The sequence below is a fragment of the Pandoraea terrigena genome (assembly GCF_902459705.1).
Taxonomy (GTDB): domain Bacteria; phylum Pseudomonadota; class Gammaproteobacteria; order Burkholderiales; family Burkholderiaceae; genus Pandoraea; species Pandoraea terrigena.
In genome coordinates this window covers 58,958-84,306 of sequence record NZ_CABPRU010000001.1, presented here as the reverse complement: position 1 = coordinate 84,306, position 25,349 = coordinate 58,958, and the positions used below count along the sequence as shown (strand labels likewise).

Below are 25,349 nucleotides of genomic sequence, written 5' to 3'. Positions count from 1 at the left end.
CAAGGATGACGTCCCATGGCCGCTTCGACCGACCAATTGTTTGCGCAGGATCGCGCGCACTTCATGCACCCGTCCACCCACGCGGCCGATCATGCGAGCGGCACGCTGCCGGGCAAGATCATCCGCACCGCACAAGGCATGCACATTGAAGATCACGAGGGCCGCCGCTATCTGGACGCCTTCGCCGGCCTTTACTGCGTGAACATCGGCTACGGCCGCACCGAAGTGGCCGACGCCATCCACAAGCAGGCCACCTCGCTCGCCTACTATCACACGTACGTCGCGCATTCTACCGACGCCATCATCGAGCTGTCCAAACGCATCATCGACTGGTCGCCCGCGGGCATGAAGAAGGTGTATTACGGGCTCTCCGGGTCAGACGCCAACGAGACGCAGATCAAGATCGTCTGGTACTACAACAACGTGCTGGGCCGACCGCAAAAGAAGAAGATCATCTCGCGCGAGCGCGGCTATCACGGCTCCGGCATCGTGACCGGCAGCCTGACGGGTTTGCCGAGTTTCCATCAGCATTTCGATCTGCCGGTCGAGCGCGTGCATCACACCGTGTGCCCTCATTGGTACCGCAAGGCGCCTCAGGGAATGAGCGAGCAGGCATTCGTTGCGCATTGCGTCGAGGAACTCGAAAAACTCATCGCCCGCGAAGGGGCCGACACGATTGCGGCCTTCATCGGCGAGCCGGTGATGGGCACCGGCGGCATCATCACGCCGCCTGCCGGATATTGGGACGCCATCCAGGCCGTGCTGCGCCGTCACGATATTCTGCTCATTGCCGACGAAGTGGTTTGCGGCTTCGGCCGTCTCGGCTCGCCGATGGGCTCGCAACACTACGGCATGACGCCCGATCTCATCACTATTGCCAAGGGTCTCACCAGCGCCTACGCCCCGCTCTCGGGCGTGATCGTCGGTGAACGCGTCTGGGACGTGATCGAGCGCGGTGCCCGCGAACACGGCCCGATGGGACACGGCTGGACCTACTCGGGTCATCCGATCTGCGCTGCCGCCGCACTCGCCAATCTCGATATTCTGACGCGCGAGAACCTTACGCAAAACGCCGCCGACGTCGGCCGATACTTCGGTGAGAAGCTGCACGCCGCGTTCGACGCGCATCCGCTCGTCGGGGAAGTGCGCAACGTCGGCATGCTTGCCGCCGTCGAATTCATGGCCGATGGTGCAGCGCGTCAGCCGTTCGATGCTGCCATGAAGATCGGCCCACGCATCTCGGCCGCCGCGCTCGCACGCGGCATGATCGCGCGTGCCATGCCGCACGGCGACATCCTGGGCTTCGCGCCGCCGCTGATCGCCACGCGGGCGGACGTCGACGAGATGGTGAGTATCGCGCGCGCTGCGGTCGACGATGTGGCAGAGCAGGTGCTGCGCTGAGCACAATCGGCGGGTCGTGTGGATGATTGCCGCCATGGATCATGGATGACGTGCTGCGCGGACAACCGGAACGCTCCGCCGCACGTCGCAATACCGTGCACATCGCAGGACACATCGCGCGCCCTCTCCATCGGTTCGTAGGATGACCTCCCTTTTCGGCACAGCTTTAATGGGATGACACGGTGGCCTGTTCTGGGGGGACTCAGGGGCCACTTCTCCACTCCCATCCTCCCGAGGTGCCGCGCATGTCCATCGAATCGCTGATTGAGGCCGATCGCCAGTTCCTGATCCATCCTGTAGCCGACTACCGCGCGCATGAGGCGCGGGGGGCGACGGTGCTTACCAGCGGCAACGGGGCCTGGCTGCACGATGCCAATGGACACGCGCTGCTCGACGGTTTTGCCGGGCTGTGGTGCGTGAATACCGGCTACGGGCAGGCGTCTATCGTCAAGGCCGCCACCGAGCAGTTGAACCGGCTGCCCTATGCCACGGGCTATTTCGGCTTCGCTTCGGCACCCGCCATCACGCTGGCGCAGAAGCTCGTGGAATTCGCGCCGCCGTCGTTGCAGCACGTGTATTTCACGCTTGGCGGGTCGGACGCCGTCGACGCCGCCGTTCGCTTCATCACCCATTACTACAATGCCATCGGCAAGCCGTCGAAGAAGCATTTCATCGCGCTGGAGCGTGGATATCATGGCTCGTCGTCGACTGGCGCAGGACTCACCGCCCTGCCTGCGTTTCACCACAACTTCGATCTGCCGTTGCCGACACAGCATCACATCGCATCGCCCTATCCCTATCGCAGCGCCACGCCCAACGATCCGCAGGCCATCATTGCCGCGTCGGTCGCCGCGCTCGAAGCCAAGGTCGGCGAGTTGGGGGCCGAGCATGTCGCCGCGTTTTTCTGCGAACCTGTGCAAGGCTCCGGGGGCGTGATCGTGCCGCCCAAGGGCTGGCTGCGCGCCATGCGAGACGCCTGCAAAAAGCTCGACGTTCTGTTCGTCGCCGACGAAGTCATCACCGGATTCGGTCGCACCGGGCCGATGTTCGCCTGCGAAGCGGAAGACGTCTCGCCCGATCTGATGACGCTGGCCAAGGGGCTGACCGCCGGTTATGCGCCGATGGGCGCCGTGCTGATGTCCGACGCCATCTATCAGGCCATAGCCGATGCCGCGCGCGGCACGCCCGTCGGTCATGGACAGACGTACTCGGCTCATCCAGTAAGTGCGGCCATCGGTCTGGCTTGCCTGAAGCTCTATGACGAAGGCGGCTTGCTCGCGAACGGTCAGGCACAGGCAAAGGCATTCGCCGACGGTCTGGATGCCTTCCTCGACCACCCGCTGGTCGGCGACTCCCGTCATCGCGGTCTGCTCGGTGCGCTCGAACTCGTGGCCGACAAGTCGACACGCCAGCGCTTCGACGCGTCGCTAAAGCTCCCCGAGCGGATCGGCGCTGCCGCGTATCGGAACGGTGTGATCTTCCGCGCGTTCGGCGACAACATTCTCGGCTTTGCTCCCGCCCTTTGCTACACGGCGGACGACGTCGCCGAACTCTTCGCCCGCGTGCGCACGACACTCGACGAAGTACTCGACGCCGCCGATGTGCGCGCCGCGTTGCGCGGTTGACGTCCGCTGATGGATCTGCTGATGCGCCACGGCTCCGCCCGATAACTTCTGCCCCGCTTTCCCGGAGATTCGTTCGAATGTCGCTTTCCCTGTCACGCCCCGATTTGATGCGCCGTCAGAACCTGATCAACGGCGAATGGATCGACGCCCGCGATGCCGGTCGCTACGCCGTGCACGAGCCCGCCAGCGATGCGTTGCTGGCAGACGTTGCCGACAGTACGGCCACCGATGCCCGCGCCGCCACTGACGCCGCCTGCCGCGCGTTGCCCACGTGGCGTGACAAGCTGCCGCGCGAACGCGCCGAAGTGCTCAAGCGCTGGCACGCACTCATTCTTGCGAACGCCGACGATCTGGCTCGGATCATCTCGCTCGAACAAGGCAAGCCGCTGGCGGAGGGGCGTGGGGAAGTGGCGTATGGGGCGTCGTACGTCGACTGGTTCGCGGGGGAAGCGACGCGTGTCTATGGCGACCTGATTCCGCAACAACAGCCCGGCAAGCGCATGTCGGCGGTGAAGGAGCCCATTGGCGTCGTCGCCGCCATCACGCCGTGGAATTTCCCGCTCGCGATGATTGCCCGCAAGATTGCCCCGGCGCTGGCCGTGGGCTGCACCGTGGTTGCAAAGCCCGCCGAAGACACGCCACTCACGGCGCTCGCCCTCGCGGCGCTGGCGCTCGAAGCCGGAGTGCCGCCGGGCGTGCTGAACATGATCACGGCGTCGCGCACGCGAGGCATTGACGCCGTGGCGGATTGGCTCGCCGACGAACGCGTGCGCAAGGTGACGTTCACCGGATCGACTGCGGTTGGGGTGCATCTCGCGCGCGAATCGGCGGGCACGCTCAAGAAGCTGTCGCTCGAACTTGGCGGGAATGCGCCGTTCATCGTGTTCGACGATGCCGATCTCGGTGCGGCGGTCACCGGCTTGATGGCGTCGAAGTTCCGCAATGGCGGACAAACGTGCGTGTGCCCGAATCGGGTGTATGTGCAAGCGGGTGTCTACGACCGGTTCGCTGAGTTGCTGTCGCAGCGCGTGAGTGCGCTGCATGTGGCACCGGCCAGCGATGCACAGGCGCAGATCGGCCCGATGATCAATCGTCGGGCAGTGGAGAAGATCAGTCGTCACGTCGAAGATGCGCTCTCGCATGGCGCCCGCACGCTGACCGGTGGCACGACGCTGCCGTCGCTCGGGCCGCACTACTTCGCACCGACCGTGCTGGCCGATGTGAACGACGAGATGCTCGTCAGCCGTGAGGAAACCTTTGGGCCGGTGGTCTCGCTGTTCCGTTTCGACACCGAGGATGAAGTGATTCAACGCGCCAACGACACGCCGTTCGGGTTGGCCGCGTACTTCTACACGCAGAACATGCGCCGTGCCGAGCGAGTGGCACGGCGTCTCGAAGCCGGTGTCATCGGTATGAACGAAGGCGCTGTCTCGAGCGAAGCCGCGCCGTTCGGTGGCGTGAAGTCCTCCGGCTATGGACGTGAGGGCTCGAAGTATGGGCTCGACGACTATCTGTCGATCAAGTACGTCTGCCAGGGCGAGCTGGATTGATGATCGAAGGAGGCCTCGTACCGTGAGGCCTCCGACGCGCTTGCACTCGGCTTGCGTTAGGGATGAATTGCGCCTTCATTGCTGAGTGAAGATTTTACTTTTGCACTGATAGCGCGCCACACGTTGCAATTCCGACGGTCAGTCAGTGCGTCTGCCCGGCGATTCATCGGCAGGATGTCGAGGCTGAGTACAAGGGCATCCATCACTCGTTGCTTCCGGCTCCCTTTGAAGAACCGTCCGCTGACGTCAGTGACGAATTGCGACCACGCGTCGGACTGACTCCCCGCCTTTGCCGCCGCGCCCCAATTCTCGATCAGCGCGACCGTGCGACAGCCGCATCGAACGACCGAAACTGGCCGCTTTGCGACGATCGCGATCGGCCGTAGTCGACCCGAAGCGGACTTCCCGTTACGTGAAAGTACTCAGTGATCCTTGCACGCGTCACTTGCCCCATTTCGTATGCACGAAGTGGGTGAAGGATTTACTGGCCCCGGTTGCCCTTCTCCATTCCTGAGGATGGATATCTGATATCGCCGTCCAGAAGTGGTCGATCCAGAGTTCGGAAACGTTCGGCGCTTCATCCCCTGTTTGGATTGAGTAATAACAGCGTGAGAGCGTTTCTCTAGAGTAAGGCTCATCGGTGAGCAGCGCGATTGCGAACATCCTTGCCAATTCAAGGTTTGTATTCTCACATGCGTCGTTCAGCCAACTGGGTATCCCCATATTTTTCCTCCGCGCTGGTTTGGCCACAGGGGCCTCTCGGATAGGAACGGCCGCCTCTTGAATTCCGACTGCAAACGACCGCTTCTGGCCGATTGCGACCGGTCGTGGGTATCTAGGCCATTGAAGCTATGTCAAAAAGCGAGGACCGTCCGGGAGTCTCGTGGACATCTCTCTCTGCCGCTGCCAGTGTGTATGGAAGTCGAACCGGTAGCGCTGCTGAAACGATATGGTTTCATAGTTCATATGTTCGCTGTACGTTTGCATGAGCGTTAACGCCGTGACGATGTGACCGCGCGCAGCGTAAATATCGATGGCTTCAGCAAGTATCGGATACGCCGCGCTTTCCTTCGTTCCTCCGCTCGGGATCGAGGCCAGAGAAGCTCGGCTTTGCCAGATGGGATCTTGTACAAGGTCAGCAGGTCCTTCGTCCAAATTCGAGAGCCAACTGCAAATGCGCTGTACTTGCTCACCAGAACCAAAACTTGGGGGCGAAATAATTGTCCGAGCCGCCATTCGACAGGCTTCGTCCTTTCTTTTCTGACGCAGGTACTGGGCGGCAAGTAGCGCAAGAGCGCTTGTGTACTCAGGAAGCTTCGCAACAGCTGCTTCAAGCAATGGGACCGCCGCGTCGAAGTTGCGGTTGCGCAACATACGTCGTGCCTCTTCGTAGCACGCGAGTGGCGACAAACAATCGGCTTCGTATGAGGGGAATTCGGGGTGACCGCTTTCGCGCTGTTCGTCAACCTGGGACAGAAATACTTCGAGGCTTGAGAACGCTGGCATCACCGCGCCCTCATCATGGAAAGTTTCTGCCACGATTGGTGGCTGTCCTTCCTGGCCTATGGGCCAATAGAGGCCAAACTGATCGCCGTTACCAAGTTGCTCTTCCGCAAATGCAATGAAGCCGAATGGCATGAATGCGACAGGTCGATCATCCGTGTTCAGCGAGATCGAATTTACGTACTCTGGTAACCGCAATCCCATACCCCCCCCTGTTTGGCGTCCTATTTGTCGATTATTAGTATTACATGGCCGAGAACGGTGCTGGCTTCTGCGCTCACCGACGAACGATGACGACCCAGATGGGACCTTCCACTTTCTCGTTAGCGGACAGTCATGAGGATCAATTCGCGCATTGATTCCGCAGCCTCACGGAGGCGAGTTCAAACCGCCGATAAAGCTGGGGGAGTTGTCAAAAATTTTTCCAGTCCTTAGAGCCATTGAACGCACACCCTTCTTGTTCGTCCATCGTATCTAGAATCGAGGGCCATTCGATGCGGGGGTGGTAGATGTATCGCGGCAGAACTAGGTATCTCGAATGTCTCACGTCTATAACTGCCGTCAGCCTTTGGAATTTCTTTTCCATCCAACTGAAGGCAATGAAGTTCGAGCATTCGGACATTGCGAACATGCAGCCCCACGCATACGAGCGAGGCTCGACGTCCCTTGTTGGCCGAGAGCGGTCCTCGGTAATGCTGGACATACACGTCGGTGAATTCGTGCCCCCCCAACATCTTCCATGAGATAGTCGCCGAAAAAGAAAAAGGCCTTGAATATCAAGGCCTTTCCTCGTTTCCATCCCGCTACAACGCTACTACTTCGGCGCGACGGTAGGTCAGTCGCATTAACTTAGTCGTCCAGTCGCAAAACTGTGGCGCCAGTCGCACATACTCTGTCACCCTACGACCGACAACACCATCAAACATCAATATTCCCAGCCCGCAACGCGTTCGACTCGATAAACGCGCGACGCGGTTCGACATCATCACCCATCAACGTGGTGAAGATCCCATCCGCCGCGATCGCGTCTTCGATCTGCACGCGCAGCAGGCGGCGGACCGTCGGATCCATCGTGGTGTCCCACAGTTGCTCCGCGTTCATCTCGCCCAGCCCCTTATAGCGCTGCTTCGAGACATTGCGCTCCGCATCCGCCATCAGCCACTTCATCGCCGCCTTGAAGTTCGACACCGACTGTGACTTCTCGCCACGTCGAATCGTCGCCCCTTCACCGATCAAGCCCTTGAACGTCTCCGCCGTCGTCTGCAACTGCGCATAGTCCGCCGTTTGCAGGAAGTCCTGGTTGATCACGGTCAGCTTCACGTTGCCATGGTGACGACGCTCCACGCGCAATGCCGCCGCCGGCTCCGCATTCTCGACGTCTTCCATCACCGCCGTAATCGTGATCTCCGGTGCCAACGGGTCGTCGCTCAGCGCCGCCTGCAACGCCTCGGCCGTGCGCTTCGCCGCTTCCTCACTGTCCAGATGAATCTCCACGCCCTCGGTCACCGCCGTCAGCACCGACGCCTCGTAAATCCGGCTAAGACGCTCGATCACCCCATCGGCCAACTGGTAGCTGCGCGTCAACTCGCCCAGCGCATCGCCAGCAATCGGTGCAGCCCCCGTCGACGGCATCAGCTCGGCATTGTTCATCGCCAGCTTCAACATGTACTGCGCCAGCTCGCCTTCGTCCTTGATGTAACGCTCGTCCTTGTTGTGCTTGACCTTGTACAGCGGCGGCTGCGCGATATACACGTAACCCCGCTCGATCAGCTCCGGCACCTGACGGTAAAAGAACGTCAGCAGCAGCGTCCGGATGTGCGCGCCGTCCACGTCAGCATCAGTCATGATGATGATGCGGTGATAACGCAGCTTGTCGATGTTGTAGTCGTCCTTGCCAATGCCGCAACCCAACGCGGTAATCAGCGTCACGATCTGCTCGCTCGAAATCAGCTTGTCGAAACGCGCCTTCTCAACGTTCAACACCTTGCCGCGCAACGGCAAAATCGCCTGGAACTTGCGGTCACGCCCCTGCTTCGCCGATCCGCCTGCCGAGTCGCCCTCGACCACGTAGATCTCGCACAGCGCCGGATCCTTCTCCTGGCAGTCCGCCAGCTTGCCCGGCAGACCCACCCCGTCAAGCACGCCCTTGCGTCGCGTCATCTCCCGTGCCTTGCGCGCCGCATCGCGCGCACGCGCCGCTTCCACGATCTTCGAGCAAATGATCTTCGCGTCGTTCGGCGTCTCCTGCAGGAACTCGTCAAGCGCCTTCGCCACGTACTCTTCCACCGGCGCACGCACTTCCGACGACACCAGCTTGTCCTTCGTCTGCGACGAGAACTTCGGCTCCGGCACCTTCACCGACAATACGCACGTCAACCCCTCGCGCATGTCGTCGCCAGTCGTCTCGACCTTGGCCTTCTTCGCCAGCTCGTTCTCGTCAATGTACTTGTTGATCACGCGCGTCATCGCCGCACGCAAACCCGTCAAGTGCGCGCCGCCGTCACGCTGCGGAATGTTGTTCGTGAAGCACAACACCGTCTCGTTGTAGCTGTCGTTCCACTGCATCGCGACTTCCACGCCAATACCGTCGCGCTCGCCCGTGACGTGGAAGATCGTCGGGTGCAGCACCGACTTCGACTTGTTGATGTACTCGACGAAACCCTTCACACCGCCGCCAAACGCGAAATCGTCTTCCTTGCCCGTGCGCAGATCCGTCAGGCGAATGCGCACACCATTGTTCAGGAAGGACAGCTCACGCATCCGCTTGGCCAGAATGTCGTAGTGGAATTCCACCTTGCCGAAGATCGTTTCGTCCGCGAGGAAGTGCACCTCCGTACCGCGCTTGTCGGTATCCCCCAGAAACTTCAGCGGCGACGTCTCGACGCCGTCGACCACCTCAAGCTCGCGGTTCTGCGGCACGCCCCGATGGAACTCCATGAAGTGCTTCTTGCCATCACGACGCACCGTGAGCTTCAGGTACGTGGACAGTGCGTTCACGCACGACACGCCCACACCGTGCAAACCGCCCGACACCTTGTAGCTGTTCTGGTCGAACTTGCCGCCCGCGTGCAGTTCCGTCATCACGATTTCCGCCGCGCTACGCTTCGGCTCGTGCTTGTCGTCGAACTTGATCCCCGTGGGAATGCCGCGACCGTTGTCCGTCACGGAAATCGAATTGTCCGCGTGAATGATCACGTGAATGTCGTCGCAGTAACCGGCAAGCGCCTCGTCGATCGAGTTGTCCAACACCTCGAAGACCAGGTGATGCAGGCCCGTGCCGTCCGACGTGTCACCAATGTACATGCCGGGACGCTTGCGCACAGCCTCCAGACCTTCAAGGATCTGGATGGAGGCTGCACCATAGCCGCTATCGGCCTGCTTTTGCTGTTCGCTCATGACAATCTTCCGGTTACTGCGTCATTAACTGACGAATTACTGCTTCATGACCTGCCCACTCCGTGCGCCGTTGGCGCCGCGAAGGCGGCTTATCCCGCAAAAGGATAATTCTCTAGAAACGCCAAAGGGGCGCTCGGCCCCTTCGCGCATGTGACGGCGCGTACGGCGGAATATCCGCTCAAATGCGCATCGGCATCACGACATACTTGAATTCGTCGTTGTCCGGCAACGTGATCAGCGCGCTCGAATTGGCATCGCCCAGACTTACCTTCACCTGTTCGACCTTGAGGTTCGACAACACATCGAGCAGGTACGTCACGTTAAAACCGATATCCACCGACTCGCCCGTGAAATCGATCTCGATTTCTTCCTGCGCTTCTTCGTTTTCCGTATTGTTCGCGCTGATCTTCAACAGGTTTTCGCTCACCAGGAAGCGCACACCCTTGAACTTGTCCGATGTCACGATCGCCGCACGCTGCAACGAACGATGCAGCGCTTCACGGCTGATGACGAAGCTCTTGTTATACCCCTTCGGAATCACCCGATTGAAATCGGGGAACTTGCCCTCGACCAACTTCGAGACCAGCTCGACGTTCGCAAAACAGAACTTGACCTGGCTCGGCGCCACGTCGATCTTCACCGGATCGTCGATGTCCTCGAGCAGACGCTGCAACTCGAGAATCGTCTTGCGCGGAATGATCACTTCCTGACGCGCAAACGTTTCGCCCGCAATCGTCGTGTTGCAGTACGCCAGACGGTGACCGTCCGTCGCGACCGCTTCGATCTTCTCACCCTCGACCACGAGCAGCATGCCGTTCAGGTAGTAACGGATGTCCTGCTGCGCCATCGCAAAGTGCACCATGCCCAACAATTGGCGGAACGCACGCTGCGGCAGCGAAAAGCTCGCGGCGTAGTCCTTGGCCTCAGCCACCGTCGGGAAATCTTCCGCCGCCAGCGTCTGCAACTGGAAACGGCTCTTGCCCGCCTGCACCGTCAGACGCTTGTCCGACAGCGACAGCGCCACTTCAGCGTCGGGCATGTTGCGCAAAATGTCGAGCAGCTTGCGTGCCGCCACGGTCGTCGCCACATCCTCGGCGCCGGCACCGCAGTCGGCGGTAGTCGTGATCTGCAACTCAAGGTCGGTCGACAGGAAGGAAATGTCCTGTCCGTGCTTGCGAATGAGCAAATTGGCCAGGATCGGCAACGTATGGCGACGCTCGACGATGCCGCTCACAATTTGCAGCGGCCGCAGCAGATTGTCTCGTTGAGTTTTGACCAATTGCATATTTATCCTTCGTAGTAACTGTTAACGGGTGCCAGTTTCTGCTGAAAACCCGACGATTCCCTTATCGATCAAGTGCTTGCGTAAGGGATAACAGGGCGGAAAACGCTGTGGACGATCAGGGGACGCTTTGTGCGCCGACCCGCTATTGTGCCCGAAAACGCCAGTTCCCCCCAAACCGCCCACCGCTTATCCACAGGGACGCCGGCTACCCCGCCCGCCGCCCCGCACATCCGCCCGGCTTCACCCCTTGAGCGTCTGCTCCAGCACATGCAACTCATGGTTGAGCTGTGCATCCTTGCTGCGCTCTTCCGCAATCTTGCGTACCGCGTGCAGCACCGTCGTATGGTCGCGTCCGCCGAACAGTTCGCCGATTTCCGGCAGACTTTTCTGCGTCAGCTCCTTCGCCAGATACATGGCGATCTGCCGCGGCCGCGCAATATTGGCCGGCCGCTTCTTCGAATACATGTCCGCAACCTTGATATTGTAGAAATCGGCCACGGTCTTTTGAATGTTTTCGACAGAAATCTGACGATTCTGAACCGTCAGCAGATCTTTCAGCGCTTCTTTCGTCAGTTCGATGGTGATCTCGCGACCATGGAACTTCGAGTAGGCGAGGATTTTGCGCAGCGCGCCTTCCAGCTCACGCACGTTCGAGCGCAGATGCTTGCCGACGAAGAACGCCACGTCCTCCGACAACCCCACGCCCTCGACCTGCGCCTTCTTGATCAAAATGGCCACGCGCATTTCCAGCTCGGGCGGCTCGATGGCCACCGTCAAGCCGGAATCGAAGCGCGAAATCAACCGATCGTCAATGCCAGTGATCTCCTTCGGATACGTGTCGCTCGTGATGATCACCTGCGCACGGTTCGCGATGAGCGCCTCGAACGCGTAGAAGAATTCTTCCTGCGTACGGCTCTTGCCCGAGAAGAATTGAATATCGTCGATCAGCAGCAGGTCGAGCGAGTGGTAATAGCGCTTGAACTCATCGAACGCCTTGCGCTGGTAAGCCTTGACTACGTCGGACACATATTGCTCGGCGTGGATGTAGCGGATGCGCGGATTCTGCTTCTCGGCCAGCAACTGGTTCCCGATGGCGTGAATCAAGTGCGTTTTGCCCAGGCCGACGCCGCCGTAGAGAAACAACGGGTTGTACGACGTGCCAGGATTGTTCGCGACCTGGATCGCCGCAGCGCGCGCGAGCTGGTTCGACTTACCCGTGACGAAATTGTCGAAGGTCAGCACGGGATTGAGCTTCGAGCGCTCGTAGATCGACTCGACTTCTCCCAGTTGCACCGGCTCTTGCGGCGTCACCCGCCAATTGCGGCGCACCGCGTCCGCTTCGCTGGCTTCCAGATTGGGCCGTTCGCCATCGAGCGACATGGCGTCGGCACCATGGGCGCCGTTGGTGGCAGCCTGTGTCGCAGCGACGGCCGCATTCGCGCGCGCGCCACCAGCGGCGGGCGCCTGAGCAGGCGCCACGCTCGGCGCAGGCGTTGGGGCCGGGGTGGACGAGGGCACACGCATGCCGGCCTTGGGATCGAGCACGAACGTCACTTCGATCGGCGCATTCCAGAAGTCCGCCGCCATGCTCTGGATTCGCCCGGAGAACTGGCTCTTCACCCAATCCAGCTTGAACCGATTGGGCGCGCCGATCTTGAGCGTGCGCGCCTGTTCGTCGAAGTCGAGCGGCGCCAGCGGTTTGATCCAGGTGCGGAATTGCTGGGGCGTCAGCTCTTGTTCGAGACGTGTCGCGCAGTGTTGCCAGAAGTCGTTCATGCAGGGTGTATCCAAGTGGCGCGGGGCTCGTCCGACACGTTTAGCCGTCGCTCTTGCCGCCCACTATCGGATACCTCAAAGATGGGGGCAGAACGGCATAAACCAAGCCAGTGCGACCGTTCCCGAGCAGCGCTCGGACGGGGACAACCGGCCGGGATCGAGTCAGATCGGCGGCGCATTGCAGGCGCCCGGGAACGCACGAACCATGGCGCTGCGTTCGGGCTTTGCCTCGCGCGTTCGGCCGGTTTCGGCGCGCGCAGACGACAAAACCCGGCGCGCTGTCCACATGGCGGCGTCACCGGTGCTCTGCTGGGAAAAAAAATGATGGGGGATTTTACCGCCAAAGCGTTGGCAAAGCGAGTTATCCACAGGAATGCCCACAGCACCGGGATCTCCGGGCGGACGTACCGCGTTAACCCGCCTGACTTCGCACGAAGCCTGCGCAAATCCCTGGCAACGACGATGATTTGCCGCGACCGCCTGAATATCTTCCTCGTCAGGTGTTTCCCTATTGGCAGAAATCGATGTTTGCGGCGATGGCTGCCATCCCCCGCCGCCGGAAGGCCGCAGACTGGCGGATCCACGCCAATGGCAGCACCGGTCACGCAGCGACGCGTTGCGGGTGATGGCTAACCTATTGACACACAACGGAAAAGCCGATTAAATAGCGGGTTCGTTAGAAAGATAACCGGATTCCTATCCAACTCCCGACGGCTGGACCGAGCGTGAAAGTCCTTGAATTCGCAGGTTTTCACGGTGTCCATGTGGCGTTTCACGATGCTGCTGCGCGGGAATTTTTTCACACAGTGAGTGCATCATGAAACGTACTTTTCAGCCTTCCGTGACGCGCCGCAAGCGCACCCATGGCTTCCTGGTTCGCATGAAGACCCGTGGCGGCCGCAAGGTCATCGCGGCTCGTCGCGCCAAGGGCCGCAAGCGCCTGGCCGTCTAATCGCGGTTCTCGGTCGTACCGCGGTTTGCGCGTCAAATCCGCAAGGCGCGAAGTCCCGGCAATGGGGTTTCCCAAAGCTGCGCGACTTCTCAAAACGGATGAGTTTTCATCCGTTTTTAGTTTGCGTCCTTTGCGTCGCAGCGCGCATTTCGTCTTGTACATGCGCTGGCGCGAAACTGCGCCGGCCGCCCCTGTCGATGCCATGCCTCATGAGGGCCGCATCGGCATTGTTGTCGGTAAGAAGCACGCGCCCCGCGCGGTCACGCGCAACCTGATCAAGCGTCAGGCGCGCGAGATGTTCCGTCAGCGCCGCGCCGCGCTGGCCGGCTGGGACTTCGTGCTCCGGCTGACGCGTCGCTTCGACAAGGGAACGTACACGGCAGCGGCCGCGCCAGTGTTGAACACACTGTGCCAGGCGGAATTCGCGCAGCTCTTCGACGCGGCAGAAAAAGCCGCCCGCAAGCGCCGCACGGCCGACGCCAAGACGGAAGGTAGTGAGTCCTACACGGTAGCGCCCGACCCCGGGCATGCGCCGCCCACCCGGCCACCTCGGCCGGACTGACAGGCGGAATCGAGATGCGAAGCGTGCTGTTGTTGCTCCTGCGCGGTTATAAGCTGGTGATCAGTCCCTGGCTGGGGAACCGTTGCCGCTTCCATCCGAGCTGCTCCGACTACGCGCGCGAGGCCATCGTCGAACACGGTGCCGGTTACGGCACTTATCTCGCGGCCCGGCGTCTATGTCGCTGTCATCCGTTTCACCCCGGCGGTTTCGATCCCGTACCGCCGGCTCGACACGTCTGTCACGCTCCCGATAACACCGTCCAAGGCACCGATACGGCCGCCGGAAACGATGCGTCGCGAGCCAAGCAGACGGTCTCGTCCGGGCCTGCGGCCGCTTCGGCAGTCACGCGCCGCGCGCCGGGCCATTCCTGAGTTTCGTCCACCACGAGTTACCGCATGGACATCAAACGCACCGTACTCTGGGTCATTTTCGCGCTGTCTGTCGTGATGCTTTTCGACAACTGGCAACGCGCCAATGGCCATTCGTCGCTGTTCTTCCCGACGCCCGAGGTCTCCACCCCGGCCGCCAAGGGCGGAAGTCCGACGCCGGCCAACGACCTGCCGCAAGGTGCCAACGCGGCCGCCGCGGCGGGTAGTGCCCCGGGCAACGCACCGGCCGCTGCCGCAGCGCAGAATGTCCGCATCACGACCGACGTCTATGAGGCCGACATCAGCGCGCAAGGCGGCACCGTGTCGTTCCTGGCGCTCAAGCAATGGCCCGACGCCACGGAAGCCGACAAGCATGTGGTGTTGTTCGACAATACGCCGAGCCAGCAGTATTACGCTCGCACGGGTTTGATCGGCGGCGACTTCCCGAACCACAACGACATCTTCACGCAGGTGCCGGGCCCGACCACGATGACGGGCGACACACTGACCGTGAAGTTCGAATCGCCGGTCAAGGGCGGCCTGCAGTTGGTGCGTGCTTACACGTTCCATCGCGGCAGCTACGTGATCGACGTGTCGAACACGATCGTCAACAAGTCCGACGCCGCCATCCAGCCGACGCTGTACATGGAACTGGTGCGCGACGGCCGTGAGATCAGCGGCGCGAAGTTCTCGCACACGTTCACGGGCCCGACGGTCTACAGCAGCGACGAGAAGTTCCAGAAGATCACGTTCAGCGACATCGACAAGGACAAGGCGAAGTACGTCAAGCAGTCGAGCGATGGCTGGATCGGCATGGTGCAGCATTACTTCGCCACGGCCTGGATTCCGAAGGAAGGCGCCAAGCGCGACAACTACATCGGCAAGCTGGACAACGGTCTGTATCGCGTGGGTGTGAAAGAACCGCTCGCGAGCATTCCGGCCGGTGGCAGCGAGACGGTCGATGCGCGTTTGTTCGCCGGTCCGCAGGAAGAGCACATGCTCGAGCAGATTGCGCCCGGCCTGGAGCTGACGAAGGACTACGGTTACTTCACGATCCTCGCCAAGCCGCTGTTCTGGCTGCTCTCGAAGCTGCATGGGCTGATCGGCAACTGGGGTTGGGCGATCATTGCCGTGACCGTGATCATCAAGCTGGTGTTCTTCCCACTGTCGGCCGCGAGCTACAAGTCGATGGCGCGCATGAAGGAAATCACGCCGCGGATGCAGGCACTGCGCGAACGCTACAAGAGCGATCCGCAGAAGATGAACGCGGCCCTGATGGAGCTGTACAAGACCGAGAAGGTCAATCCGTTCGGCGGCTGTATTCCGATCGTGATCCAGATTCCCGTGTTCATCGCCCTGTACTGGGTGCTGCTCTCGTCGGTGGAAATGCGCGGCGCGCCTTGGCTGGGCTGGATTCATGACCTCTCGACGCAGGATCCGTATTACATCCTGCCGGTGCTGATGGCCGTGTCGATGTTCATCCAGACGCGTTTGAACCCGACGCCGCCGGATCCGATGCAGGCCAAGATGATGATGTTCATGCCGCTCATCTTCTCGTTCATGTTCCTCTTCCTGCCCTCGGGCCTGGTGCTGTACTACGTGGTCAACAATTCGTTGTCGATTGCGCAGCAATGGTCGATCAATCGAATGCTCGGCACCAAGAAGGAAAAGAAGGCGGCCTGACGTTTTCGGGTCTGACCGTCTGACTGACACAGCCGCCCGCGAGTCTCTCGCGGGCGGTTTTGTTTGGTGCATGTCAAAATAAGCCTCTGTTTTTCAAAGAAACCGTGCCATGAGCGCCACTGTCTCCGCCGTCCCGATTGCCGCCATTGCCACCGCCCCAGGACGCGGCGGGATCGGCGTGGTGCGGGTGTCCTTCGGCAAGCATCGCGGCGACGCCGTGCAGCGTGTGATCGCGCGTCTGGTCGGGCAGCCGCTCAAGCCGCGTCATGCGTCGTACCTGCCGTTTCTCGATGCCACCGGCGAGGTGCTGGATCGCGGCATCGCGCTGTACTTCCCCGGTCCAAATTCGTACACGGGGGAGGACGTGCTGGAGTTGCAGGGCCACGGCGGACCGATCGTGTTGCAACTGCTGTTGCAGCGATGTCTCGACGAAGGGGGGACGCTGGGCGTGCGCCTGGCGACGCCAGGCGAATTTACGCATCGCGCGTTTCTGAACGACAAGCTCGATCTCGCGCAAGCGGAAGCGGTGGCCGATCTGATCGAAGCGAGTACCGAGGCCGCTGCCCGCTCGGCAAGCCGATCGCTCGACGGGGCGTTTTCGCGCGAAATTCATTCGCTGGTGGATCTGGTGATTCATCTGCGCATGCTGGTCGAGGCGACGCTGGACTTCCCGGAAGAGGAAATCGATTTTCTGGAGGCGGCCGACGCCTTCGGCCAACTCGAGCGGATTCGCACGCAACTGGCGCGCGTGCTGTCGCAAGCGCGACAGGGCGCGTTGCTGCGCGAGGGGATCAATGTGGTGCTGGCGGGGCAGCCGAACGTCGGCAAGTCGTCGTTGCTCAACGCCCTGGCCGGCGCGGAGCTGGCCATTGTCACGCCGATCGCCGGAACCACGCGCGACAAGGTGCAGCAGACGATTCAGATCGACGGCATTCCCCTGCACATCATCGACACGGCGGGCTTGCGCGAAACGGAGGATGAAGTGGAGCGCATCGGCGTTGCGCGTAGCTGGAGCGAGATCGCGAAGGCGGACGCCGTGCTGCATCTGCTCGACACGCGCACCGGCATGACACCGGAAGACGAGGTCATCGCGAAACAGTTGCCAAAGCACGTGCCCATCGTGCGTGTGTACAACAAGACGGATCTGGCGGGTGAGCCGGCGACGGTGTTACCGAAAGAGGGCGCGGCGCCGCTTGGTGTACGCTTATCGGCAAAGGGCGGGCAGGGGGTCGATCTGCTGCGCGCGGAGCTGCTCAAGATTGCCGGTTGGCAGGCGGGCAACGAAGGGGTGTTCCTGGCACGCGAACGACATCTGTCGGCACTGCGCGCCGCACGCGAACATATTGAGATGGCAGACGCGCATGCGCGCCGGAACGCGAGTGCGCTCGATCTCTTTGCCGAGGAGTTGCGCCTCGCGCAGGAGCAACTCAGCACGATCACCGGTGAGTTCACGTCGGACGATCTGCTCGGGGTGATTTTCAGTCGGTTTTGTATTGGGAAGTGATGGACACTGCGCGTTGCGAGAACCGCCAATCTTCGTGCCGTTCCTCAGAAAGCGTAATGCTTTGAAACACTTCTCACAGGCGCTGTAATTGCTCCGCCAGGGGGACAGGCCTAGACTCGAAATCATCGACTCCAGGGCAGCGTTGCGTCTCATCGGGTCACATTTCCCTCGTTGACGACGCGCCTACGCAAGGCGGAATCCACCGCGCCCGGCGTTCGTACTTCGAGGTCAGTGTCGTGAAACGTCTTCCTGTTGTCCTCAGTTTCGTCGCCGTGGCCGCTGTCATGGCCAGCGGCAGCGCCCTCGCCTGGCACGGCGGCGGTGGCGTGCGCGTCTGGGTCGGCCCCGGCTACTACCCCTACGGCTATCCTTACTATCCGCCCACGCAGTACTACGCGCCCCCCGTCGTCGTCGTTCCCAGCCAGCCGCAGCAATACATCGAACAATCGCAACCCGGCGCCCAGGGCGATCAGCCCGGCACCAACAGCGACACCTGGTACTACTGCGACAAGGCGGGCGCCTACTACCCCTACGTGAAAACGTGTCCGGCCGGATGGCGCGAAGTGCCCGCGCAACCGGCATCGAACTGATCGGGAGACGCACCATGTCATTCGAATTGTCCGCCTCCCGAGCACGTCATCCGTCGGCGGCGACGCGTCAATCATCCGAAGTGGCCCCTGCGCCCCCCATCATCGGACACTCGCGTCGCGCGCAACGTCTCACCGCGCCGCTGGCCATCGTCATCGCCGTCGCAGCGCTCGCAGGATGCGCCGTGGTCCCCACCGGCCCGAGCCTCATGGCATTGCCCGGCACAGGCAAATCGTTCGATCAGTTCCGCCGGGACGATTTCAACTGCCGCCAGTACGCCTCCGGCCAGAACGGCGGACTCGATACCGCCACCGCCGCCAACAACAGCGCGATCGGCAGCGCGGTCCTCGGCACGGCCATCGGTGCGGCTGCCGGCGCAGCCATCGGCGGCGGCTCGGGAGCCGCCATCGGTGCCGGGGCGGGCCTGCTCACTGGCAGTGCCGTCGGCATGGGCACCGCGCAATCGTCTGCATACGTCACGCAAAGCCGCTATGATCAGGCCTACGTTCAGTGCATGTATGCGTCCGGCAATCGCGTCCCCGTTCGCGGTGACACGATGATGCCGACCCAACCGGTGCAGCGCTATGCCCCGCCGCCGCCACCGCCGCCGGGCTGGAAGCCGCCGCCCGGCAGCTACTGATTTCACAATAATGACGTGACGCCGACGTCGTTCCCACGAGGTGACGACGTCGGCGACATTGCGTCGCCTCGCCCGAGACACCTGATGACCCACGATTCAACCGCCCGACGTACGCTCGACACGCCCCTGCTGCAAAAATCCCGCTGGACGCTGCCCGCCATCATCGTCACCCTCTGCGCCACGTTCGCGCTGACGCCGCACGCTCACGCACAGAACACCCCCGCAGCAGCCAATCCGGGCAATGCGACGACAGCGACCGGCGCCAATGGCGCAACGGGATCGGGCGCCTTCAATCCGAGCGCCGACATTTCGCGCGCCGTCTCGCACGACACCACCGACACCGCCATCCAGAACAACTGGAACAGCATCATGCATCCGCCGGTGCAGGCCAAACCCGAAGAGAAATCGGCAGAGAATCCCCGCCGCGGCCGTCGCGGCATCACCCCCGCCATCTCGACCAACTGACGCAACGGGCGCCGCGCCCGCGCATCGTGCCATCGCCGTCGAGCGCCCCTCGTCAAAGCGACGGTTGATGCTCGCTTGCGCCCGGCCGACTGGAATTCGCCCGTTGGCCCGTCTACTATGAGAATCATCAGCAGGATCCAACCTGTGGTGTTCTCATGCGACTCTTCCTTGCCCTGTGGCCCGGGCCAGGCGTACGCGCCCAGCTGCACGAGTGGGCCGTTTCGGCTCACGCGGAATGCGGCGGACGCGTGCTGCGCGCCCAAACGCTGCACCTGACGCTAGCCTTTCTCGACGAAGTCGATCCCGCTCGTCTGCCCGTACTGCTCGCGCTCATGCAGCGCACGCCGCTCACCCCGTTCGCCCTCACCTTCGACCATCTGGGCTACTGGGCCGATCGCAAGATCGTCTGGGCGGGCGCGCCCGCGGTTCCCGAGAGCCTCATCGCCACGCGCGACGCCTTTCTCTCGCAATGGTGTGCGACCGGCGCACCTGTCGTGACGCAATCGTTCCGCCCGCATGTGACGCTGCTGCGCCATGCGCGCCGCGCGCCGTCCGACCCGCATCCCCGCTCGCTCGTCTGGCATTGCGACGGGTATGTCCTCGTCCACTCCGTGCGCACGCCGCGTGGCCCGCACTATCGCGTGCTCGCGGAACACCATGGCGGACCGTCCGACGGCTTTTCCGCGACGTCGCCGGAGAAATCGGCGATGCCTGCAACGCAATACGGTATAGTCGGATGACGATGCATTGGCCGACCGGTTGGTGCGTCGGTTTTTCGTCATTCGCAGGAGGCTCAAGTGCAAGTCGGATCGATCGTCAAATCCAATCACATCGCAGTGCCACAGGGTGCCATGGGCATCGTTACCCGCATGCTTGGCGACATGGCGATGGTGTGCTGGTATTCCGGCCAGCCAGGTGCATCGAAGCAACTTAACACCGAACCTTTCTTCATCGTCGACCTGATCGAGACAGGCGACGTCATGCCCGTTGGAGGCAGCCCCATCCTGCACTGATTCGTGTGCCGCGCCGAACGGCGCTCACCCATCAAAACGCCGGCCCGTCTTTCGATGGGTCGGCGTTTCGCGTTTCAGGCGGGTACAACGCCGATATCAGACAGGCCCCGCGTGCTGGCGCACGAGGGCGTCGAGCCGCGCCGCCATGCGCTCGCGCCGCCGACGCGACGTGCGATAGAGCAACACCGCCATCGCCAGCAAGACCACGCAAGCGATCAGGAAGACGCCGTATGGCAGCATGTCGCCATGCAAACGCATACTGATCTGCGCGCGCGGAGAAGACGTGCAGATGATCGTGCCGGCGCGCATGCCCGTGTAATGCATCCCGCAAACCGCCACTGCCATCACCAGCGCGGCCAGCGTGCGTTGCAAAGTCGTCTCCAGATGGAATGCCATCCAGAGCGCCACGCTCGCCGCCACGATCGCGATGACCACCGACAGGGCGACGATCGCCGTGTTCCATTCGAAATACGCCTGTGTGCGCATGGCGTTCATTCCGAGGTAATGCATGCCCGCCACGCCCAGTCCGCCCGCTACGCCACCGATCACGCATGGCACGGCGTTGCGATAGGGCGCACGCGCAACGTACCAGAGCGCCGCACCCGAGACCACCACGGCCAACAGCAGGCTGCCGAGCGTCGGCCACAGGGAATACGACACGGGGAACGGCAGGCGCTGCGCGGCCATGCCAATGAAATGCATGCCCCAGATGCCAACGCCTCCCAAGGCCAAGGCCGACACGACGAGATAGCCAACGCTGATGCGACCGTCGTCGTCACGAATGCGCGACGCCGCCACCAACGCGACGTAGGCCCCCAGCGTCGAGATCACGAAGGAGAGCAGAACCAGAAACTCACTGTACTGAAGGGGAACGACGCTACCTGGCTGCATGGGCTGGTCCTGTGATTTCGCTGTCGCCGGGGTGCCAGTTGCGCTGACGAGCGAACGGTATTTGAGCCTGCACGAAACTACGCCCTGGGGACAGCGACGTGGCGTCGCACACGTCGGGCGTCAGCGGCGATTCAATCTCGACGGCCCGGCGACGTCAAGCGGTAAAAGCATCTCGGGTTCGCCAAACGAAGATCATTTGTCGCGCGGCGATGACGCGTAGCGAGACAGTACCGCCCCAAACCCTTACGCGACGCGTGATTCGCGCAATCGCCTCCGGATGGACCGAGCCACCCACGCCGTCCCCTGCCGATTTAGAGGCTGTGTTCCAAACCTGCGTCGCACGTGATCGCCGTTCTTTGGCACCATCCGGAGATGACATTGGCCCGGGTCGCTGCGACCCGGCCACCCCACCATTTCAGGGAGAGGCTTCGCATGGCAAACGCCGCCGCCGCAAACGCCACCGCTTCGCCGCAAGGTGCGCCGTTGACCGGTGGGCGACTGGCCATTCTCACGATAGGTCTCGCGCTGGGCACTTTCATGGAGGTGCTCGACACGTCGATCGCAAACGTTGCCGTGCCCACCATCGCGGGGAGCGTGGGGGTATCGAACAGCCAGGGCACCTGGGTCATCAGCTCGTACGCCGTGGCGGCGGCCATCGCCGTGCCCCTCACCGGATGGCTGGCCCGCCGCGTCGGCGAGGCGAAGCTCTTCGTGACTTCGGTCGCGGCCTTTACCGTGGCGTCGATGCTGTGCGGCCTCGCGCCCAACATGGAGGCCCTTGTCTTCTTCCGGCTGCTGCAGGGTCTCGTGTCCGGCCCGATGGTGCCGCTCTCGCAAACCATTCTTCTGCGCAGTTTTCCCGAAAAGAAACGCGGCCTCGCGCTCGGCCTCTGGGCCATGACCGTCATCGTGGCGCCGATCTTCGGCCCCGTCGTGGGGGGATGGATCACCGACAACTACACCTGGCCGTGGATCTTCTACATCAATGTGCCGGTCGGGATCTTCTCGGCGGCGTCCTGCTTCGTCCTGCTGCGCGGACACGAGACGAAGACCCAGAAGCTGCCCTTCGACCTGATCGGTCTGGCGCTGCTCGCCATCGGCGTGGGCTCGTTGCAGATGATGCTCGACCTCGGCAAGGACCACGACTGGTTCAACAGCGGCCTGATCGTCACGCTCGCGCTCGCCGCCGCGATCTGCCTGTCGTTCCTGATCGTCTGGGAGCTGACGTCCGACAAGCCCATCGTCGACCTCACGCTGTTCAAGGATCGCAACTTTGCGTTGGGCGTCGTGGTAATTTCATTCGGCTTCATGACGTTCTTCGCCTCGGTGGTCATCTTTCCGCTATGGCTGCAAACCGTGATGGACTACACGGCGGGCAAGGCCGGGTTGGCGACGGCCCCCGTGGGGCTGCTGGCTTTGCTGCTCTCGCCGATCATCGGTCAGAACATGCACCGCTTGAACCTGCGCGCGGTCGCATCGTTCGCGTTCATCGTGTTCGCGGGGGTGTCATTCTGGAATTCGTACTTCGCGTTGAATCTGTCGTTCGCGAAGGTTATCGAGCCTCGGCTCGTCCAGGGCATCGGCATTGCGTGCTTCTTCGTGCCGATGACGACCATCACGCTCTCGAGCATGTCCGACGAGCGCCTCGCGGCCGCCGCGGGCCTGTCGAACTTCTTCCGCACGCTCTCGGGGGCTATCGGCACCGCCGTGAGCACGACGATGTGGGAGGATCGGGCGATCTACCATCACGCGCGGCTTGCCGAGCACATCACACCATACTCGGACACCACGACACACTACCTGGACCAGTTGCGCCAGGGGCTGGGGCTCTCGAACGGCGCCGACTTCGGCATGCTCAACGCCCTCGTCACGCGTCAATCCTTCATGCTCGCCACGAACGACATCTTCCATTTGTCGGGATATGTCTTCCTCGCGATGGCAGTGCTCGTCTGGCTGACCCGGCCGAAAAGTGGCGCCCAGGCTGCGGTCGGACACTGACGGCGACGGCCTCCGCCCCCTGGCCCACACGGACACAAACCGACACAACGCGCCGATCGTTCCAGAAAAGCAACACTTCATCTCCGCTTCGCGGCTTCTGGCGGTGACTGGAGGACGTTAACATGCGGTATTGCGAACATTTGCCGACAGGGACCCCCGCATGCTGTTCGATCTGATCGCCCGCTACGGGCTCTGGCTGGTCTTTCTCAATATCTTCGGACAGGCGTTGGGGCTACCGTTGCCGGCTTATCCCACGCTCATCGTCACGGCGTCGACGGCGCTGTTCCCCGCGCTGTTGGTTGTCGCCATGGCGGTCTTCGCGGCGTTGCTGGGCGATGCCCTCTGGTTTCTCGCGGGACGCCGCTACGGCCACCACATTTTGCGACTGATGTGCCGCCTGTCGATTTCGCCAGATACGTGCGTGAGCCGCACCGAGGGGGCGATGGGCCGTCACGGCGTGCGCGTGCTGATGTTTGCTCGCTTCGTGCCGGGGCTCTCGGCGCTGTCGGTGCCGATGGCTGGCGCGCTCGGGGTGTCGTGGCGCACGTTCCTGATGTACGACGCCATCGGCGCTGTGCTCTGGTCCGGTGTCGCCGTGGCGCTCGGCGTGGGGTTCGCCTCGCACATCGTGGCTGTCCTCGACACCTTCGATACGCTCGGCCGCGGTGTGCTGTGGTTGATCGTGCTCGTCTTCGCGCTGTATCTGCTCAACCGGTGGCTCAACCGCTACCGTCTGTTGCGCTCGCTGCGCATGGCACGCATCGGCGTTCAAACGCTGGAAAGCTGGATGAAGGACGACATCACCCCCGTCGTGATCGACGTGCGCTCGGCCGCGCTGCGGGCGGTCGATCCGTTCACGATTCCCGGCGCCCTTGCCATCGCGCCGACCGAGATCGCGGAGAAGCTGCGAGACGTGCCGCGCGATCGTCGTATCGTGGTGTTTTGCGCGTGTCCGAACGAGGTGACGGCCGCTCGACTGGCCCAGCAACTGCGTCGGCAGGGCTTCGCGGAAGTTCGTCCGCTGCTGGGTGGTCTCGACGCCTGGCGTGATGCCGGTTACACCGTCGACAAGATCGATGGCTTCGAAATGCTCGCCCCGGCCCATTGATCTTCGCCCGACCGCGCAACCCATTGCGCACAATTGAATGACGCGCGCTTGCCCACGGGGCTGCGCGCGTTTTTCTTGGTATCAAGCGTCGTTGAGCGCGTCTCGAAGCTGAAGCAGCAGGGTACGCAAGGTCTTTTGCGCTGCATCGGACTGGCCAGTGAGCGCCTGGATTTGCGCTGGCACCTGGCGCGCCTCGCGACGCAGGCTCACCCCACGGGGCGTGAGATCGATGAACACCTGACGTTCATCCGCTTCGCCTCGCCGACGCGTCAAAAGCCCCATGGATTCCAGTCGTTTCAGCAATGGTGTGAGCGTGCCGGAGTCGAGCCCGAGACGCGCGCCAAGCTGATTGACGGCGATATCGTCCTGCTCCCAGAGCACAACCATCGCCAGGTATTGCGAATACGTCAGACCCAGTCTGTCGAGCACCGGCTTATGAGCCTTTGTCATGACAAGCGATGCCGAGTACAACGCGAAACCCAACTGATCTTCGAGACGCACGGGTGTTTTTTGTGCGGCTTTTTTGTTCACTGCCATTCAGGGATGACTTCTCAATTCCAATTCAATTGCGCGCCATTCTATTTCACCGCGTGGAATGTGACCAGTTGCAATGACGCATGGCTTCGCGGGCAACACAAGGCGTTCCGGCGCAGGGACGTCCCGCCCGGACGCAACGAATGAAGTGGCGACGACGGAGCAAGCCAATCAGGTCGTAAGCGGCAGAACGGGCGGCGCGTCTCACGGCACCGCCATCGGTTGACATCTGCCTCGGTCGCCAAGTGCACCGGGGAAACCGTCACAAAAATCTGCTCAAGTGCGCTTGCGGCCTCGTTATCTGCCTTTATCTGAACGACGCTCAGGAAATCTCTAGGTCCACCATCGCCTCAGACCTCTGGCGCGGTGACAACAAGGGAATCGGCAAATCGATGTCCGCGCCACCGCCGTTCGACTCCCGTGACCAGTCCACCCTCGACGGCGCCAAAAATCGCTTTACATGAGCATTACTCATTTTTGTTGCGTAAACCCTCCGTCCGGCTACGC

The 25,349-nt window shown here is 62.0% G+C and carries 22 protein-coding genes and 1 pseudogene; 15 read left to right on the top strand and 8 right to left on the bottom strand.

The window, feature by feature from the left end:
* Window positions 1–15 precede the first annotated feature (15 nt).
* The 3 genes from PTE31013_RS00320 to PTE31013_RS00310 all read left to right on the top strand — a co-directional run bounded on the left by PTE31013_RS00320 (window position 16) and on the right by PTE31013_RS00310 (window position 4,576).
* Entirely contained in the window at window positions 16–1,401 is a 1,386-nt protein-coding gene (locus tag PTE31013_RS00320) for an aspartate aminotransferase family protein (protein ID WP_150610856.1), read from the top strand.
* A 245-nt stretch (window positions 1,402–1,646) separates the two neighbouring features.
* Window positions 1,647–3,026, top strand: a complete 1,380-nt coding sequence (locus PTE31013_RS00315; protein WP_150610855.1) for an aspartate aminotransferase family protein — start codon at window positions 1,647–1,649, stop codon at window positions 3,024–3,026.
* 77 nt (window positions 3,027–3,103) lie between these two features.
* The gene (locus PTE31013_RS00310) at window positions 3,104–4,576 is read left to right on the top strand and encodes an NAD-dependent succinate-semialdehyde dehydrogenase (RefSeq protein WP_150610854.1); all 1,473 of its coding nucleotides are present in this window, start codon (window positions 3,104–3,106) and stop codon (window positions 4,574–4,576) included.
* Window positions 4,577–5,017: 441 nt separating this feature from the next.
* Here PTE31013_RS00310 and PTE31013_RS00305 read toward each other — a convergent pair whose 3' ends face one another.
* The 6 genes from PTE31013_RS00305 to PTE31013_RS24680 all read right to left on the bottom strand — a co-directional run bounded on the left by PTE31013_RS00305 (window position 5,018) and on the right by PTE31013_RS24680 (window position 12,917).
* Window positions 5,018–5,299, bottom strand: a complete 282-nt coding sequence (locus PTE31013_RS00305) for a hypothetical protein (protein ID WP_174978381.1) — start codon at window positions 5,297–5,299, stop codon at window positions 5,018–5,020.
* A gap of 126 nt (window positions 5,300–5,425) precedes the next feature.
* Window positions 5,426–6,214, bottom strand: coding sequence for a hypothetical protein (locus PTE31013_RS00300; RefSeq protein WP_150610852.1), 789 nt, complete (start codon window positions 6,212–6,214; stop codon window positions 5,426–5,428).
* Window positions 6,215–6,997: 783 nt separating this feature from the next.
* On the bottom strand, window positions 6,998–9,475 hold the full coding sequence (gene gyrB, locus PTE31013_RS00295; protein WP_150610851.1) for a DNA topoisomerase (ATP-hydrolyzing) subunit B: 2,478 nt from the start codon (window positions 9,473–9,475) through the stop codon (window positions 6,998–7,000).
* 178 nt (window positions 9,476–9,653) lie between these two features.
* A complete protein-coding gene (gene dnaN, locus PTE31013_RS00290; protein WP_150610850.1) occupies window positions 9,654–10,760 on the bottom strand; it encodes a DNA polymerase III subunit beta in 1,107 nt (368 codons plus the stop codon).
* A gap of 240 nt (window positions 10,761–11,000) precedes the next feature.
* A complete protein-coding gene (gene dnaA / locus PTE31013_RS00285) occupies window positions 11,001–12,536 on the bottom strand; it encodes a chromosomal replication initiator protein DnaA (RefSeq protein WP_150610849.1) in 1,536 nt (511 codons plus the stop codon).
* A 162-nt stretch (window positions 12,537–12,698) separates the two neighbouring features.
* Window positions 12,699–12,917 (bottom strand): hypothetical protein, encoded by a 219-nt coding sequence (locus PTE31013_RS24680; RefSeq protein ID WP_174978380.1) that lies wholly within the window; start codon window positions 12,915–12,917, stop codon window positions 12,699–12,701.
* A 436-nt stretch (window positions 12,918–13,353) separates the two neighbouring features.
* Between PTE31013_RS24680 and rpmH the strand changes: the two genes are divergently transcribed.
* The 10 genes and pseudogenes from rpmH to PTE31013_RS00235 all read left to right on the top strand — a co-directional run bounded on the left by rpmH (window position 13,354) and on the right by PTE31013_RS00235 (window position 20,311).
* On the top strand, window positions 13,354–13,488 hold the full coding sequence (rpmH, locus tag PTE31013_RS00280; RefSeq protein WP_010806664.1) for a 50S ribosomal protein L34: 135 nt from the start codon (window positions 13,354–13,356) through the stop codon (window positions 13,486–13,488).
* A gap of 61 nt (window positions 13,489–13,549) precedes the next feature.
* The gene (gene rnpA, locus PTE31013_RS00275) at window positions 13,550–14,050 is read left to right on the top strand and encodes a ribonuclease P protein component (protein ID WP_150610848.1); all 501 of its coding nucleotides are present in this window, start codon (window positions 13,550–13,552) and stop codon (window positions 14,048–14,050) included.
* Between the two features lie 14 nt (window positions 14,051–14,064).
* Window positions 14,065–14,274, top strand: a pseudogene (gene yidD / locus PTE31013_RS25330) (membrane protein insertion efficiency factor YidD); the annotation flags it as partial.
* A 171-nt stretch (window positions 14,275–14,445) separates the two neighbouring features.
* Window positions 14,446–16,101 carry a membrane protein insertase YidC gene (yidC, locus tag PTE31013_RS00265; protein ID WP_150610846.1) on the top strand — a complete coding sequence of 552 codons (1,656 nt, stop codon included), beginning with the start codon at window positions 14,446–14,448 and terminating at the stop codon, window positions 16,099–16,101.
* A 109-nt stretch (window positions 16,102–16,210) separates the two neighbouring features.
* Window positions 16,211–17,605, top strand: coding sequence for a tRNA uridine-5-carboxymethylaminomethyl(34) synthesis GTPase MnmE (gene mnmE, locus PTE31013_RS00260; RefSeq protein WP_150610845.1), 1,395 nt, complete (start codon window positions 16,211–16,213; stop codon window positions 17,603–17,605).
* 236 nt (window positions 17,606–17,841) lie between these two features.
* Window positions 17,842–18,195, top strand: a complete 354-nt coding sequence (locus PTE31013_RS00255; RefSeq protein ID WP_150610844.1) for a hypothetical protein — start codon at window positions 17,842–17,844, stop codon at window positions 18,193–18,195.
* A gap of 14 nt (window positions 18,196–18,209) precedes the next feature.
* Window positions 18,210–18,833 carry a YMGG-like glycine zipper-containing protein gene (locus tag PTE31013_RS00250; RefSeq protein ID WP_246173841.1) on the top strand — a complete coding sequence of 208 codons (624 nt, stop codon included), beginning with the start codon at window positions 18,210–18,212 and terminating at the stop codon, window positions 18,831–18,833.
* Window positions 18,834–18,917: 84 nt separating this feature from the next.
* Window positions 18,918–19,298, top strand: coding sequence for a hypothetical protein (locus tag PTE31013_RS00245; RefSeq protein WP_150610843.1), 381 nt, complete (start codon window positions 18,918–18,920; stop codon window positions 19,296–19,298).
* 155 nt (window positions 19,299–19,453) lie between these two features.
* Entirely contained in the window at window positions 19,454–20,038 is a 585-nt protein-coding gene (gene thpR, locus PTE31013_RS00240; RefSeq protein ID WP_150610842.1) for an RNA 2',3'-cyclic phosphodiesterase, read from the top strand.
* Between the two features lie 57 nt (window positions 20,039–20,095).
* Window positions 20,096–20,311 carry a hypothetical protein gene (locus PTE31013_RS00235; protein WP_150610841.1) on the top strand — a complete coding sequence of 72 codons (216 nt, stop codon included), beginning with the start codon at window positions 20,096–20,098 and terminating at the stop codon, window positions 20,309–20,311.
* A 96-nt stretch (window positions 20,312–20,407) separates the two neighbouring features.
* Here PTE31013_RS00235 and PTE31013_RS00230 read toward each other — a convergent pair whose 3' ends face one another.
* Window positions 20,408–21,202: an MHYT domain-containing protein gene (locus PTE31013_RS00230; RefSeq protein ID WP_150610840.1), complete on the bottom strand. Its 795-nt coding sequence runs from the start codon at window positions 21,200–21,202 to the stop codon at window positions 20,408–20,410.
* A gap of 432 nt (window positions 21,203–21,634) precedes the next feature.
* Between PTE31013_RS00230 and PTE31013_RS00225 the strand changes: the two genes are divergently transcribed.
* Together PTE31013_RS00225 and PTE31013_RS00220 are read left to right on the top strand one after the other, a co-directional pair.
* Window positions 21,635–23,200, top strand: a complete 1,566-nt coding sequence (locus PTE31013_RS00225; RefSeq protein ID WP_150610839.1) for a DHA2 family efflux MFS transporter permease subunit — start codon at window positions 21,635–21,637, stop codon at window positions 23,198–23,200.
* 160 nt (window positions 23,201–23,360) lie between these two features.
* Window positions 23,361–24,308: a DedA family protein/thiosulfate sulfurtransferase GlpE gene (locus PTE31013_RS00220; protein ID WP_150610838.1), complete on the top strand. Its 948-nt coding sequence runs from the start codon at window positions 23,361–23,363 to the stop codon at window positions 24,306–24,308.
* 81 nt (window positions 24,309–24,389) lie between these two features.
* On the opposite strand, the gene PTE31013_RS00215 is transcribed toward PTE31013_RS00220, so the two are convergent.
* Window positions 24,390–24,845, bottom strand: a complete 456-nt coding sequence (locus PTE31013_RS00215) for a MarR family winged helix-turn-helix transcriptional regulator (protein ID WP_150610837.1) — start codon at window positions 24,843–24,845, stop codon at window positions 24,390–24,392.
* Between the last annotated feature and the right edge of the window lie 504 nt (window positions 24,846–25,349).